16 protein-coding genes are annotated in these 13,054 nt (G+C 63.1%); 6 read left to right on the top strand and 10 right to left on the bottom strand.

The window, feature by feature from the left end; all coding sequences use genetic code 11:
- Positions 1-36: 36 nt before the first annotated feature.
- The 5 genes from HWE17_RS18335 to HWE17_RS18315 form a co-directional block, all read right to left on the bottom strand.
- Positions 37-531: a hypothetical protein gene (locus HWE17_RS18335; protein ID WP_176389710.1), complete on the bottom strand. Its 495-nt coding sequence runs from the start codon at positions 529-531 to the stop codon at positions 37-39.
- The gene (gene recQ, locus HWE17_RS18330) at positions 531-2,354 is read right to left on the bottom strand and encodes a DNA helicase RecQ (protein ID WP_035822620.1); all 1,824 of its coding nucleotides are present in this window, start codon (positions 2,352-2,354) and stop codon (positions 531-533) included. Before recQ ends, HWE17_RS18335 begins: the two co-directional genes overlap by 1 nt.
- A gap of 6 nt (positions 2,355-2,360) precedes the next feature.
- On the bottom strand, positions 2,361-3,206 hold the full coding sequence (locus tag HWE17_RS18325; RefSeq protein ID WP_034785863.1) for an undecaprenyl-diphosphate phosphatase: 846 nt from the start codon (positions 3,204-3,206) through the stop codon (positions 2,361-2,363).
- A 154-nt stretch (positions 3,207-3,360) separates the two neighbouring features.
- The gene (locus HWE17_RS18320; protein WP_176389709.1) at positions 3,361-4,509 is read right to left on the bottom strand and encodes an MFS transporter; all 1,149 of its coding nucleotides are present in this window, start codon (positions 4,507-4,509) and stop codon (positions 3,361-3,363) included.
- A 38-nt stretch (positions 4,510-4,547) separates the two neighbouring features.
- On the bottom strand, positions 4,548-5,318 hold the full coding sequence (locus tag HWE17_RS18315; RefSeq protein WP_176389708.1) for a DeoR/GlpR family DNA-binding transcription regulator: 771 nt from the start codon (positions 5,316-5,318) through the stop codon (positions 4,548-4,550).
- 148 nt (positions 5,319-5,466) lie between these two features.
- Between HWE17_RS18315 and HWE17_RS18310 the strand changes: the two genes are divergently transcribed.
- Positions 5,467-5,703 carry a hypothetical protein gene (locus tag HWE17_RS18310; RefSeq protein WP_152598787.1) on the top strand — a complete coding sequence of 79 codons (237 nt, stop codon included), beginning with the start codon at positions 5,467-5,469 and terminating at the stop codon, positions 5,701-5,703.
- Between the two features lie 36 nt (positions 5,704-5,739).
- Here HWE17_RS18310 and HWE17_RS18305 read toward each other — a convergent pair whose 3' ends face one another.
- Positions 5,740-6,012 (bottom strand): YkgJ family cysteine cluster protein, encoded by a 273-nt coding sequence (locus tag HWE17_RS18305; protein WP_176389707.1) that lies wholly within the window; start codon positions 6,010-6,012, stop codon positions 5,740-5,742.
- A 70-nt stretch (positions 6,013-6,082) separates the two neighbouring features.
- On the bottom strand, positions 6,083-6,952 hold the full coding sequence (locus HWE17_RS18300) for a head GIN domain-containing protein (protein ID WP_176389706.1): 870 nt from the start codon (positions 6,950-6,952) through the stop codon (positions 6,083-6,085).
- Positions 6,953-7,271: 319 nt separating this feature from the next.
- Here HWE17_RS18300 and HWE17_RS18295 point away from each other — a divergent pair, with 319 nt between their 5' ends.
- The 4 genes from HWE17_RS18295 (at position 7,272) to HWE17_RS18280 (ending at position 10,560) form a co-directional block, all read left to right on the top strand.
- Complete coding sequence (locus tag HWE17_RS18295; protein WP_176389705.1) at positions 7,272-7,922, top strand: TetR/AcrR family transcriptional regulator; 651 nt, start codon at positions 7,272-7,274, stop codon at positions 7,920-7,922.
- A gap of 168 nt (positions 7,923-8,090) precedes the next feature.
- Positions 8,091-8,741: a protein-L-isoaspartate O-methyltransferase gene (locus HWE17_RS18290; RefSeq protein WP_176389704.1), complete on the top strand. Its 651-nt coding sequence runs from the start codon at positions 8,091-8,093 to the stop codon at positions 8,739-8,741.
- A gap of 13 nt (positions 8,742-8,754) precedes the next feature.
- The gene (locus HWE17_RS18285) at positions 8,755-9,078 is read left to right on the top strand and encodes a rhodanese-like domain-containing protein (protein ID WP_035822603.1); all 324 of its coding nucleotides are present in this window, start codon (positions 8,755-8,757) and stop codon (positions 9,076-9,078) included.
- 141 nt (positions 9,079-9,219) lie between these two features.
- Positions 9,220-10,560, top strand: coding sequence for a TolC family outer membrane protein (locus tag HWE17_RS18280; protein ID WP_176389703.1), 1,341 nt, complete (start codon positions 9,220-9,222; stop codon positions 10,558-10,560).
- 68 nt (positions 10,561-10,628) lie between these two features.
- Here the strand turns inward: HWE17_RS18280 and HWE17_RS18275 are convergent, their stop codons facing one another.
- Positions 10,629-11,096: a DMT family transporter gene (locus HWE17_RS18275; RefSeq protein WP_099401773.1), complete on the bottom strand. Its 468-nt coding sequence runs from the start codon at positions 11,094-11,096 to the stop codon at positions 10,629-10,631.
- A gap of 91 nt (positions 11,097-11,187) precedes the next feature.
- Between HWE17_RS18275 and HWE17_RS18270 the strand changes: the two genes are divergently transcribed.
- A complete protein-coding gene (locus HWE17_RS18270; protein ID WP_176389702.1) occupies positions 11,188-12,093 on the top strand; it encodes a LysR substrate-binding domain-containing protein in 906 nt (301 codons plus the stop codon).
- 4 nt (positions 12,094-12,097) lie between these two features.
- Here the strand turns inward: HWE17_RS18270 and gloA are convergent, their stop codons facing one another.
- Both gloA and HWE17_RS18260 read right to left on the bottom strand, forming a co-directional pair.
- Positions 12,098-12,505, bottom strand: coding sequence for a lactoylglutathione lyase (gloA, locus tag HWE17_RS18265; protein ID WP_071653386.1), 408 nt, complete (start codon positions 12,503-12,505; stop codon positions 12,098-12,100).
- Between the two features lie 113 nt (positions 12,506-12,618).
- On the bottom strand, positions 12,619-13,041 hold the full coding sequence (locus HWE17_RS18260) for an OsmC family protein (RefSeq protein ID WP_139090596.1): 423 nt from the start codon (positions 13,039-13,041) through the stop codon (positions 12,619-12,621).
- Positions 13,042-13,054 lie beyond the last annotated feature (13 nt).

The following is a 13,054-nucleotide window of genomic DNA, read 5'->3' as shown; positions in this document are numbered from 1 at the left end:
CGTTCTCTTATCAAGGGCAAAGGCAAGGTGCAGTGCTCAGGGCGTATCGGCCGATGCCGCCGGCTGGTACAGGGCGGCGGGCAGGCCAAAGAAGGACGGCGGACCCAGGGTCGTGCCATCGAGCGAGCCACCCGCGTTCAGCGCCTTGTTGATGGCCGCCAGCAGGGAGCTGCGGTCGGCCAGGTTTTGTATCAGCGCGCGCGGGCCGTTGTGGAAGGTATGCTGGGCGATATCGGCGGCGACGACAAAGATCGGTTCGCGGCGCAGGGGAAACTCCACCCATTCGCCGTCCTCGTCCTGCGCGCAGAAAGTGTCGGGCAAGGTCATGTTTTCGGCGCCGGGAAGGTGCGACGCCAGCACCAGGCCGAAGGCTTCCGGCACCACGTCGGCCAGGCGGCGCACGGTGAGGTCGTCCTGCACCAGTAAACGTACTTGCGCTTCCACCGCGTCTTCGGCGTCGGGCTGGCCGCCGAGGATTTTCACGGCCTGGTAAATCAGGTCCGGCGAGAGCGCTTCCATCAAATCTTCCATCAAATCATCTCCAGAATCATGGCGACGATTTCGTCGCCGTACGAGGCCAGTTTTTTCTCGCCCACGCCGCTCACGCCGCGCATCTGCTCGAGCGAAGTAGGCTTGGCCTTGGCGATTTCGCGCAGGGTGGCATCGACAAAAATCACGTACGCCGGCACGTTGTGCGTGCGCGCCGTCTCCACGCGCCACCAGCGCAGCTTGTCGAAGATCGCCTGCTCGCTGGTGGACAGATCCGTCTCGACATAGCCCTTCGCCACGCTGGTGCTGCGCTTGCTGGTTTTCACCGGTTTCTGGTACTGGCGCAGCTGCACTTTCTGGCCGCCCTTGAGCACGGGGCGCGAAGCGTCCGTCAGTTTCAGCGAGCTGTATTGTTCATGGTCGACCGAGACGAGGCCCAGCGCGATGGCCTGGCGCAAAATCGACTTCCATTCGGCTTCGCCCAGGTCCGAGCCGATGCCGAACACCGACAAGGAATCGTGGTGCCAGGTCTTGATGCGTTCCGATTCCACGCCGCGCAGCACGTCGATCACGTGGCCGCCGGCGAAGCGCTGGTCGACGCGGTAGATGGCCGACAGCAGTTTTTGCACGGGCACGGTGCCGTCGAAGGACACGGGCGGCACTAAACAGGTATCGCAATTGCCGCACGGCGAAGCCGGTTCGCCGAAGTATTCGAGGAGGCGCATGCGGCGGCAGCTGAGCGTTTCGCACAGGCCCAGCATGGCGTCGAGTTTCACGCCCAGCACGCGCTTGAAGGTGTCGTCGGCCTCGGACTCGTCGATCATGCGCCGCTGCAGCACCACGTCCTGCAAACCGTACGCCATCCAGGCGTTGGCGGCCATGCCGTCGCGGCCAGCGCGCCCCGTTTCCTGGTAATAGCCCTCGATACTTTTCGGCAGATCCAGATGCGCGACGAAGCGCACGTCGGGCTTGTCGATGCCCATGCCGAAGGCGATGGTGGCGACCATGACGATGTTTTCTTCGCGCAGGAAGCGCGCCTGGTTGGCGCTGCGCTTGGCGTACTCCATGCCGGCGTGATACGGCAGGGCGCGGATGCCGCTCTGGTTCAGAAATTCCGCCGTCTCTTCGACCTTTTTGCGCGACAGGCAGTAGACGATGCCGCAGTCGCCCGTGTGTTCCGTGTTGATGAAGTCGAGCAGCTGCTTGCGGCCATTCGCCTTTTCCACGATCTGGTAGCGGATGTTCGGGCGGTCGAAGGACGAGACGAACTGGCGCGCGTCTTCCAGCTGCAAACGCAGGGCGATTTCGGCACGCGTCTGCGGGTCGGCCGTGGCCGTGAGCGCGATGCGCGGCACGTCCGGGAACTGCTCGTGCAGCACCGACAGCTTGATGTATTCGGGACGGAAGTCGTGACCCCACTGGGCCACGCAGTGCGCCTCGTCGATGGCGAACAGGGAGATCTTCGAGGCCTGGAACAGGTCCAGGCAGCGCTGCGTCATCAGGCGCTCGGGCGCCACGTAGACGACGTCGATGCCGCCCGTGCGCACCAGGCGTTCGATGCGGCTCGCTTCTTCATAGGTTTGCGTGGAATTGAGGAAGGCGGCGCGCACGCCGACTTCGGCCAAAGCGTCCACCTGGTCCTGCATCAGCGCGATCAGCGGCGAGACGACGACGCCAACACCGTCGCGCAGCAGCGCGGGAATCTGATAGCACAGCGACTTGCCGCCGCCGGTGGGCATCAGTACCAGCGCGTCGCCGCCATGGCTGACGTGGTCGACGATGTCGGCTTGCTGGCCGCGGAAGGCCGGGTAGCCGAAAACGGTTTGCAGCAGGTGCAGCGCGCGCTGGTTAAGATCTTGATTCATAGTGCCTTATTCTGCCCAAACAACCCAGCCGTAGTGGGCGCTGGCCAACACCAGCAAGCCGAACACAATGCGGTACCAGGCAAAAAACGTGAAGTCGTGCGAACTGATATAGCGCAGCAGCCAGCGCACGCACAGGAAGGCGGAGATGAAGGCGGACACGGTGCCCAGGCCAAACAGGGGCACGTCGGTGGCCGACAGGATGTCGCGCGCTTTGTACAGCGAGTAGAAGGTGGCCGCCAGCAGGGTCGGGATGGCCAGGAAGAACGAGAATTCGGTGGCCGTCTTGCGCGACAGGCCCAGCAGCATGCCGCCGATGATGGTCGAGCCGGAGCGGCTGGTGCCGGGGATCAGCGCGAACGCCTGCGCGCAGCCCACTTTCAGGGCGTCGAACGGCGTCATTTCATCGACCGAGTTGACGCGCACGGTGACGGGATTGGTGCGCGCGCGGCGCTCCACCAGCAAGATCACGATGCCGCCAATGATGAAGGCCATGGCCACCGGCACTGGCTTGAACAGCGCATGCTTGATCATCTTGCCGATGGCCAGGCCGATGATGGCCAGGGGCAGGAAGGCGATGGCCACGTTCAGCACGAACTTGCGCGATTTGGCTTCGCTGCCGAAGGTGGTCAGCACGCTGCCGATGCGCTGGCGGTATTCCCAGCACACGGCCAGGATGGCACCGGCCTGGATGGCGATCTCGAAGACATCCATGACCTCTTTCGAGACATCCTTGGTAAAGTCGAGCAGGCTACCGGCCAGGATCAGGTGACCCGTGGACGAAATCGGCAAGAATTCGGTAAAACCTTCGACCAGCCCCATGATGATGGCTTTTAACGCAAGAATGAGATCCATAGGTATAAACGGGTATAAGTGGCAGGATGGGGTGAGTGTGCGGCGCCCGCAATGTGCGCGGGGTCGAAGCTTACCATGCCGCAGGCCCGCGGACCTTATTTGGGCGCAGTTGGGCGGCGCTTTTTTAGCGCCGTCCGCCAGGCGGGGGGAGGCTTCAGGAAGCCTGTTTTGCCGGCGCCACCAGGCGCGCGCTGGCCGCCACCAGCAGCAGGGCGGCGCCCAGCATGGCGAAAGCGATATTCAGGCTGGTGGCGTGGGCGATGAAGCCGATCACGGCCGGGCCGGCCAGGATGCCCGCGTAGCCGATGGTGGTGATGGCTGCCACGGCCAGGCTGGCTGGCATGGCATGCTGATTGCCCGCCGCCGTAAACAGGATGGGCACGATGTTCGCCGCGCCCAGGCCGATCAGCACGAAGCCGAGCATGGCCAGGCTGGCGTGCGGCGCCATGACGGCCAGGAAGAAGCCTGCCGCTGCGCACAGGCCGCCAAAAGTAAGCACCCGCTTGCCGCCAAAGCGGCTGACTACCTTGTCGCCCGTAAATCGACCGACCGTCATGGCGATGGCGAAGGCGGCGTAGCCGAGACCGCCCTTGGCTTCTTCGACGCCGCGCGTGGTGGTGAGGAACAGGGCGCTCCAGTCGAGGATGGCGCCTTCGGCCAGGAAGACGATAAAGCACAGCAGGCCGATGAAAATGACGGCGCCATGCGGCATGACGAACAGCGGCGTCTTTTCGCCGGAGGCGGACGCCGTCGGCAGCAGATGGCCTTGCGCCGCGCCCAGCACGCCGCACAGCAGCAGCATCACCACCACGCAGGACCAGGCCGGCGTCAGGCCCAGCCACAGCAGCAGGGCCATGCAGGCCGCGCCGGCGAAGCCGCCCACGCTGAACAGGGCATGAAAGCCCGACATCATGGCGCCGCCGTTGGCTTTTTCGATGATCACGGCCTGGATATTGATGGCCACGTCGAAGGTGCCCATGGCCGCGCCGAACACCAGCAGCACCAGGCCCAGTTGCAGCGGCGTGGCGGCCAGCGCCAGGCCGGGCAGGATAGCGGTCAGCAGCAGGCCGGCGCCGGCGATGACCTTGCGGCAGCCGAAGCGTGCCGTGAGCATGCCCGTAAACGGCATCGCGCACAGCGAGCCGGCGCCCAGGCACAGCAGCAAAATGCCAAGAGTGGCTTCATCGAGGCCCAGGCGCGACTTGGCGTAGGGAACCAGCGGGGCCCAGGCGGCCATGCCGAGGCCGGCGGCGAAGAAGACCAGGCGCGTGGCGCGTTGTTGCAGGGTGCCGGTGAGATGCATGGGGGAACTTTTCAAGGTCGGGGTGGAGGTGGATAAAATCAGGCGCGGGCGCGCAACACTTGCACGCCCAGCCGTTCAAAGGCGGCCATGTGGGCGGCGTCGGCATCGGCTTCCAGCACCAGGTGCTGCAGCAAGCCCGTGGCCAGCACGCCGAACGGTGCGGCCGTGCCCAGCTTGTCGCTGGTGACGGCCACCACCACCGCCTTGCTGGCGCCGGCGATGCTGCGCTTGAACTCGGCCTCGTCGTAATTGAAGGCCGTCACGCCCGCGTCCGCATCGGCGCCGCAAGCGCCGAGGAAGCACAGGTCGGGATGCATGCGCTCGACCGTGCGCAAGGCTTGCGGCCCGAGGCTGGCGCCGGCGCGGCGGTCGACCCGGCCGCCAGCCATGATCAGCTCGATTTCCGGGCGTTCCATGAGCGCCATGGCAATGGCTGGCGCGTTGGTGATGACAGTGAGCGCCAACTCTGGCAAGGCGCTGGCGATGGCCAGGTTGGTCGAACCCGCATCAAAAAACAGCACCTGGCCCGCGCGCACGAGTGACACGGCGGCCTGCGCCAGGCGAGCCTTGCGTTCCGGCGCTTCCTGCTTGCGCTGCGTCAAGGTGCCACCGTCCGGCGCCAGCGGCAGGGCGCCGCCGTACACGCGCTGGCACAGGCCGGCCGCCGCCATCTCGCGCAGGTCGCGCCGTATCGTATCTTCGGAAACGTCGAGCTGGCGCGCCAGATCGAGCGCCAGCACGCGGCCGTCGGCATGCAATTGTTGCTGGATCAGCGCGTGGCGTTGTTTAAGGAGCAGGGTGGCGGACATTGGTATATGTTTGAAACGTGCAGGAATGTGTATAAATATACGCAAACGTGCAGATGGAGTCAAGCGTACGCTACGCTTCCGTCAAATATGGCCGAAAAAATATAAACTCTGTTAGTGTTGTAAAAAATGGAATTAAATAAGGGAAGCCATGTTTTCAGTTACTTCTTTCAAGGCAAGCTTGCCGGGCCGCGCCCTGCGCCGCAGTGGATGGTTGATCCTGGGCATGATGATCGTGTTGAACGCGCTGCATTACTTGCGCAATGGCACGCTGGGCTGGAGCGATGCACGCGATTCCGTGTTCCTGCTGTTAATCTATTTCGGGATTGCCACATTGCTGGAATACAAGCGCCAGCGCGACGCCGAGGAAGCGGAGGACGCGCGCTGAGCACGGGGCAGGCAGGGACGCCGTTCGTCGCGCCGCTCAGGGCGCCGTCAGCCGTTCCAGCTCGGCCAGCCAGTGCACTGCGTGTTCGCGGCTGTCGCCGCACATCTCTGCCGATGGCTGCAAGCCGCCGCAAAACGCGGGCCGCTGCGGCTGGCCAAAGATTTTGCAATGGTTGTCATCGGCCAGCTGCACGCAGCGCACGCCCGCAGGTTTTCCATCCGGCATGCCGGGGATCGGGCTGGTGATGGACGGTGCGGTGCAGCAGGCGCCGCACGAGGGACGGCATGCCAGGGTGGCGGATGGTGACATGGGATTTCAGGCGAACGGGTGAGGAGCTGACAGTATAGCAAGCCAGCTCCCATGCGTCGCCAGGGTGTGTTTAGCGCACGATGCTGACGCGCTTGCCCGACAACGTGCGGCGGGCCGGATCGCCATGCACGGTGATGCGACCGGAACCGCTGGCGCGGGCGTTGACTTCACTCTGGACGGTGACGTCGATGTCGCCGGAACCGTTGCTCGCCAGATAGGCAACGTCGCTGCGCAGGGCCGCCAGGTTGACATCACCCGAGCCATTCACGTTGGCGTCGAGGCGCTGCACGGCGCCGCTGGCGCTGATGCTGCCCGAGCCGTTGACGGCCACGTTGATGCGCTCGCCACGCACGCTGCCCAGCTGGATGCTGCCCGAGCCGTTTTGCGCCGCGTCCGTATTGCCGCTGGCAAGGGCCGCCGCGTTGATGCTGCCCGAGCCACCGTTGGTCACGCCGAAGCGGCCCACCGTGCCCGACAGTTCGCTCTTCATCGAACCGCGCTGCTCCAGGCTGAAATCATCGCCATTGAGGCCGCTCACCACCAGGCGGCCCGAGCCGGAGATATTGATTTTCTTCAATTGCGGCGTCGTATAGATGACGTGGATGCCATTGCTGCTGCGAATGTTCGTATCGCTCCAGAGGCGCAGGGTATTGCCGCTCACGTCGCTGTGGATCAGCGGTTGCAGATTGCTGTCCGCTTCGATCACCAGCGATGCCGTCGGGCCGACGCGCACGTCGATCTTGATGTCGATGCGCTTCATGTTGTCGATGTCGAGCGCGCTGATGTTGCTGACCTGGCGCACGTCGCGGCTCACTTGCCCGCTGCCCTGGACGGCATTGCCGCTTGAGTCGGCATAGCGCACTTCGCCATCGTTGGGGTTGATGACGATGGCGCAACCGCCAAGGGCAACGGCACAGCACAGGGCCAGCAAGGTACGCATGGTGTTTCCTTTATGATTGTTTTAGTTCAGGACAAGAAAAAAGCCGGCTGCCGCGCCGCGGCTGCCGTGCTGTCGATGAGAAGATAGCAAGGCGATACCTTGGCTTGCAGGGAAATGCGATGAACTGCGCAAAATGGGGGCTGAAACGCATTCTGCTTCACCCGGCGCCGCAGGTCCGGCGCCAGAGGGCCGTGCCGCCAACGCCGGCACGGAGGGTACAATGCCTGTGTTCGGGATGCCGGGCGATGCCCCGCGCTTGACCTTGACGGTAGACCGGTCTACCATTAATGACTCAAAAGTAAGTTACTTGGAAAGATACATGCAAGCCCCGATTGATACCAAGCCCCGCTGGGAGCGGCGCAAGGATGCCCGCCCGCAGGAATTGCTCGCCGCCGCCCTCGACCTGTTTGTCGAACGGGGCTTCGCATCGACGCGCCTGGAGGATGTGGCCAAACGGGCCGGTGTGTCGAAAGGCACCCTGTACCTGTACTTTGAGAACAAGCAAGAGCTGTTCAAGGCCGTGGTGCGCGACAATATCGTGCATTCCATCGGCGAGGCGGAAAACAGCATGGCCGCCTCGGACAGCAGCAGCGCCGAGTTATTGCGCAGCATGATGATGCAATGGTGGGAAGAGTTTGGCGCCACCAAGCTCGCCGGTTTGACCAAGCTGATGCTGGCTGAAGCGAACAATTTCCCGGAACTGGCGCAGTTTTACAACGAAGAGGTGGTCGCGCGCGGCAATGCGCTGATCGCCACCCTGCTCGAACGGGGCATGCAGCGCGGCGAATTCCGCCAGGTCGATCCCGTGCTGGTCAGCACCATCCTCAGCGCGCCCGTCACCATGCTGATGATGTGGACGCACTCCTTCCTGCCGTGCGAGGTCAAGAACATCGATCCCGTCGCCTATATGGATGCCTTTATCGACATGAGCTTGCGCAGCCTGCAGGTGGAGGCGCCCGGGCAAAGTTGACATGCGGCGCTTGCCTCTACCGTTCAGTTGCCCCTATCCAAGGTTCGCCCCCTCAAATCTGCAGATCGTCGCAAATTTCCTCCATTCCCCGTCTTTATGGTTAACATGTGCTTTCAGCCAGTTCAACGATAAAATGGCGGATTATTACTTCACTTACCGAGTCCAAAGATGAATATCGAACAAGCCCGCTTCAATATGATCGAACAGCAGATCCGTCCATGGGACGTACTGGATATCGACGTATTGGAGCTGTTGAACGTGGTCAAGCGTGAAGATTTCGTGCCGGCCGCCTATAAAAACCTGGCCTTCGTCGATACCGAAATTCCACTGGGCGGCGGCGAATGCATGTTGACGCCGAAGCTGGAAGCGCGCATTTTGCAAGACGTAGCCGTCAAAAAGCATGAAAATGTGCTGGAAATCGGCACCGGCAGCGGCTACATGGCCGCTTTGCTGGCGCACAAGGCGCGTCATGTGACGAGCGTGGAAATCGTTCCCCAATTGAAAACCCTGGCCGAGCAGACTCTGGCCGCCAACGGCGTGACGAACGTCACCGTGGAACTGGGCGATGGCGCGCAAGGCTGGAACAAGGGCGCACCGTACGACGTGATCGTCGTGTCCGGCGCCCTGGCCGTGTTGCCGGAAGCACTGTTGCAACAGGTGAAAGTCGGCGGCCGCATCCTGGCCATCATCGGCGAAGCGCCGATCATGTCGGCGCACCTGATTACGCGCAGCTCGGACAAGGCTTACGACACGCGCAAGCTGTTTGAAACCAATGTCACGCCGCTGCAAGCCGTGGCACCGTCGCATTTCCAGTTCTGAGGCGACCGATTCGATGGAGCATTTGAGTGCACCGCAGCTGGCCGCCTGGCTGGCTGACCCTTCCCGCCCGCGTCCGCTGTTGCTGGATGTGCGGGAACAGTGGGAGTTCGACCTGTGCCACCTCGACGGGGCCACCCTGATGCAGATGAATTCGATTCCTGCGCGCATCGATGACCTCGATGAAGACGCCGAGATCGTTTGCATCTGCCATCACGGCATGCGCAGCATGCAAGTGGCGGCCTTCCTGGAGCGCAATGGTTTTGGCAAGATCAGTAATTTGACGGGCGGCGTGCATGCCTGGGCGCTGCAAGTCGACAGCGCGATGCCTACATACTAAGTTATTTTGCAGTAGATGCACCCAGGCATGTTTTCCCGCATGCCTGCGGAGGCCTGTACCCCGCTGATCCGGCGGGCGCAAGGCAAGCGGTAGCAGATTTTTGATTCCATCAACTTTTGACGACTCCAACGGAGAAATGCAATGCGGAAACCCCTTATCGCCGTGCTGATGACCAGCGCCTTTGTCTCGATGACATGCTCGCTGCAAGCGCAGGCGGCCGATCTCATCCAGGTGTACCAGCAGGCGCTGGCCAATGACGCGCAGTATGCGAGCGCGCGCGCGGCCCTGTCGGCCGGGATGGAGCGGGTTCCGCAGGGGCTGGCAGGCTTGCTGCCGCAAATCTCCGCCTCGGGCAGCAATACGCGCGGCAATCAGGAGCAAATCGTCCAGAACAATGGCGGCAACAAGATCACTTCGCCATCCGTCAACGTGCGCACGAATAGCTACAACCTGACCCTGGCGCAACCGCTGTTCCGCTGGGACCGTTGGGAAACCTATCAGCAAAGCAAGCTGGCGCAAGCGATTGCGGAAGCGCAATTTGCGCAAGTGCAGCAAGACCTGATCACCCGCGTGGCGCAGGCGTATTTCGACGTGCTGAGCGCGCAGGACAACTTGGGCGCCACGCAGGCGCAAAAGGTCGCCACGACGGAGCAGCTGGCATCGGCCAAGCGCAACTTCGAAGTGGGCACGCAAACGATTACCGACACGCACGAAGCGCAAGCGGCGTACGACCTGGTGGTGGCGCAGGAATTTGCCGCCATCAATGACCTGGCCAACAAGCGCAGCGCCTTGCAAACCATCATCGGCGAAGCGCCAACGTCGCTGGCGCCGATGCGCACGGGCGTCGTCATCAGCGCGCCGGAACCGGCTGCCGTCGAGCCGTGGGTATCGTCCGCCGAAGAGCAGAACTACGGCGTCGTCACGGCCCAGTTCAACGTGGAATCGGCCAAGCGCGACATCGGCCGCAACCGCGCCGGCCACTACCCGACCCTGGACCTGATCGCCAACACGGGCCATACCTATTCCTCGGGTGGCGGCAATGGCAACGGCAACAACAACAACGCCATCGGCGTGCAGTGGAGCATCCCGATCTTCAGCGGCTTTGCCGTCACCAGCAAGGTGCGTGAATCGATCGCGCTGGAAAACAAGGCCCGCAACGACCTGGAAACGGCACGCCGCACGGCCTCGCAAGGCGCGCGCCAGGCTTTCCTCGGCGTCAATAGCGGCCTGGCGCAAGTCAAGGCGCTGGAAGCGGCGGAAGTGTCGAGCAAGTCGGCGCTGGAGTCGAACCAGCTCGGCTATCAAGTGGGCGTGCGCATCAATATCGACGTTTTGAATGCGCAGAAACAATTGTTCTCGACGCAAAAAGACCTGTCGAAAGCCCGCTACGACACCATCATGAACGGCTTGCGCCTGAAGGCGGCGGCCGGTACCCTGAAGGAAACGGACTTGATGCCCGTCAACGCCTTGCTCGACAAGTAAGCGCAATCTTGCTCTGAATGAAAACCAGCCCCGGCAACGGTGCTGGTTTTTTTCGTCTTGAAGTGGTGTTACACGGCGCGGCTGTTGGCGAATTGGGTCAGCACTACACCGGCCACCACCAGCCCCGCGCCGGCCCAGTGCAGCGGAGAAATATGTTTGACGGCAAAGCCCAGCAAGCCGTAGCGGTCGATGGCCAGCGCGGCCAGCATTTGCCCGCCGATGACGGCCGCCATGAAGGGACCGGAGCCCATGCGTGGCGCCAGCATCAGCGCGGCCGTAATGTAAAACACGCCGGCCGCGCCGCCCAGCCAGGACCAGCCCGGTCCCCGCATGGCGAGACCGACATCGGGCGCCGGTACCCGCCAGACGAGCATCACGAGCGAGGCGAGCACGGCGCTGACGGCAAGCGAAGCGAGGGTGGCCCACAACGGGTGGCCCAGGTTGCGGCCCAGTGCGGCGTTCGCGCCCGCCTGGAAGGGGACGACGGCGCCGGCCAGCATGGCCAGCGGGGCAAATACGGTAATCCATCCATGCATGTGACACTCCCACAGTTGAGTTGATGGGATCATCGTATTATGCTGTCATGATTAAATCCAATTCGTAGTTTGTCATCTAACTATGCACCAAATGAATAATCTGCGCGCCGTCGATTTGAACTTGCTGGTGATCCTGGACGCGCTGTTCAGCGAGCGCCATTTGTCGCGCGCGGCCGAGCGTTTGCACATGAGCCAGCCTGCCGTCAGCCATGCGCTGGCCCGCTTGCGCCACTTGCTCGGCGACCCGCTGCTGCTGCGCGGCAAGGGCGGCTTCCAGCCAACGGCGCGCGCCCTGGAGCTGGCGCGGCCGCTGGCCGAAGCCCTGCAAAGCGTGCGCTCCGTGCTCGGTGGCGCCGTCTTCGAGGCGGCCACGGCGCAGCGCGTGTTTCGCCTGGCCATGTCGGATTACGGCGCGGCGCTGATCTTGCCCCGTTTGTTGCGGCGCCTGCGCGTGGAAGCGCCCGGCATCGACCTGGCCATCAGCTATGCCAGCCGACCGGCCGTGATCGCTGGCGTGCAGGATGGCGAAATCGACCTGGCGCTGGGCGTGTTCCCGCAATTGCCCGAGCAGTTACACCGTGAAACCTTATTCGAGGAAACGTTCGTGTGCGCACTCGATCCGGCCAGCCTGGCGGATGGCGCAACATGGAATCTGGACACGTATCTGGCGCGCCCGCATGTGCTGGTGGCGTCCAGCGAAGGCGGCATGGCGGCCGAAGTCGACGCGGCCCTGGCCCAGCTGGGCAAGGCGCGCCGCATCGCCGTGCGTGTGCCTTACTGGACGGTCGCACCGGATGTCGTGCGGGGGACGGACTTGATCCTGACGGTGGCGCAGCGGGCCTTGCAGGGGAATGTGGCGCAAGGGCTGGCGCTGTATGCTGCGCCGTTTGCCATCGCGCCGTTTGCGTTTGAAACGATACGGCACCGCCGTACGGATGGCGATGCGGGCATTGCCTGGCTGCGCGCGGCCATTGCCCAGGCCGTCGAGCCAGGCTGAGTTATTACAAGCCGCCGCCCTGGCCGTCGAACTTGCGTTCGATCAATTCGATCTTGTAGCCGTCGGGATCGGTGATGAAGGCGATGACCGTGTTGCCGCCTTTCACGGGACCCGGTTCGCGCGTGACGTTGCCGCCATTCGCGCGTGCCGCGTCGCACGCGGCGACGATGTCGTCGGCCGAGATGGCGATGTGGCCGTACGCCGTGCCCAGCTCGTAGCTGGTGGTGCCATAGTTATACGTCAGTTCCAGTTCCGCGTGGTCGGGGTTCGAACCATAGCCGACGAAGGCCAGCGTGTACTGGTATTCCGGATTGTCGCTGGTGCGCAGCAGCGTCATGCCCAGGACCTTGGTGTAAAAATCGATGGAGCGCTGCAGGTCGCCGACCCGTAACATGGTGTGCAAAATACGCATCGTAAATCCTTGAGGGTGTAGGGGAATGGCAGGATTTTATGCGTTTTACGGCTTTCTTGCCGAGACCGCCCCTGCCGCCCGGTGATGGAACAGCAGCGGACGGCATGCCGGCGTTACTCCAGATGGGCGTCCAGGGTGATTTCCGTCGCCAGCAACTTCGATACTGGGCAGCCGAGCTTGGCGCGCAGGGCAGCGTCCTGGAACGCTTCGTCGGTGGCGCCGGGAATGGTGGCCACCAGGGTCAGGTGGACGGCCGTGATGGCATAGCTGCCATCGATTTTTTCCAGGCTGACGTCGGCCGTGGTTTTCAGGGCCGTGGCGCGCAGGCCCGCCTCGCCCAGCTGGCCGGACAGGGCCATGGTGAAGCAGGCCGCATGGGCCGCGCCGATCAGTTCTTCCGGATTGCTGCCGGGACCGTCTTCGAAGCGCGTATTAAAACCATAGGCTATATTGTCGAGCGCACCGCTTTGGGTGGAAATAAACCCTTTGCCATCCTTAAGGCCGCCACTCCAGACGGCTGATCCTGTTTTTTTCATGATGTACTCCTTG

This window comes from Janthinobacterium sp. BJB401 (genome assembly GCF_013372745.1).
Lineage (GTDB): Bacteria > Pseudomonadota > Gammaproteobacteria > Burkholderiales > Burkholderiaceae_D > Janthinobacterium > Janthinobacterium rivuli.
Note: the sequence above shows the minus strand (reverse complement) of the source record. Positions and strands in the feature narration are given on the sequence as shown.

Bases quoted from the DNA above. Each gene is read 5' to 3' on its own strand.
- HWE17_RS18335 (WP_176389710.1), bottom strand. From the start codon at position 531: ATGGAAGATTTGATGGAAGCGCTCTCGCCGGACCTGATTTACCAGGCC.
- recQ (WP_035822620.1), bottom strand. From the start codon at position 2,354: ATGAATCAAGATCTTAACCAGCGCGCGCTGCACCTGCTGCAAACCGTT.
- HWE17_RS18325 (WP_034785863.1), bottom strand. From the start codon at position 3,206: ATGGATCTCATTCTTGCGTTAAAAGCCATCATCATGGGGCTGGTCGAA.
- HWE17_RS18320 (WP_176389709.1), bottom strand. From the start codon at position 4,509: ATGCATCTCACCGGCACCCTGCAACAACGCGCCACGCGCCTGGTCTTC.
- HWE17_RS18315 (WP_176389708.1), bottom strand. From the start codon at position 5,318: ATGTCCGCCACCCTGCTCCTTAAACAACGCCACGCGCTGATCCAGCAA.
- HWE17_RS18310 (WP_152598787.1), top strand. From the start codon at position 5,467: ATGTTTTCAGTTACTTCTTTCAAGGCAAGCTTGCCGGGCCGCGCCCTG.
- HWE17_RS18305 (WP_176389707.1), bottom strand. From the start codon at position 6,012: ATGTCACCATCCGCCACCCTGGCATGCCGTCCCTCGTGCGGCGCCTGC.
- HWE17_RS18300 (WP_176389706.1), bottom strand. From the start codon at position 6,952: ATGCGTACCTTGCTGGCCCTGTGCTGTGCCGTTGCCCTTGGCGGTTGC.
- HWE17_RS18295 (WP_176389705.1), top strand. From the start codon at position 7,272: ATGCAAGCCCCGATTGATACCAAGCCCCGCTGGGAGCGGCGCAAGGAT.
- HWE17_RS18290 (WP_176389704.1), top strand. From the start codon at position 8,091: ATGAATATCGAACAAGCCCGCTTCAATATGATCGAACAGCAGATCCGT.
- HWE17_RS18285 (WP_035822603.1), top strand. From the start codon at position 8,755: ATGGAGCATTTGAGTGCACCGCAGCTGGCCGCCTGGCTGGCTGACCCT.
- HWE17_RS18280 (WP_176389703.1), top strand. From the start codon at position 9,220: ATGCGGAAACCCCTTATCGCCGTGCTGATGACCAGCGCCTTTGTCTCG.
- HWE17_RS18275 (WP_099401773.1), bottom strand. From the start codon at position 11,096: ATGCATGGATGGATTACCGTATTTGCCCCGCTGGCCATGCTGGCCGGC.
- HWE17_RS18270 (WP_176389702.1), top strand. From the start codon at position 11,188: ATGAATAATCTGCGCGCCGTCGATTTGAACTTGCTGGTGATCCTGGAC.
- gloA (WP_071653386.1), bottom strand. From the start codon at position 12,505: ATGCGTATTTTGCACACCATGTTACGGGTCGGCGACCTGCAGCGCTCC.
- HWE17_RS18260 (WP_139090596.1), bottom strand. From the start codon at position 13,041: ATGAAAAAAACAGGATCAGCCGTCTGGAGTGGCGGCCTTAAGGATGGC.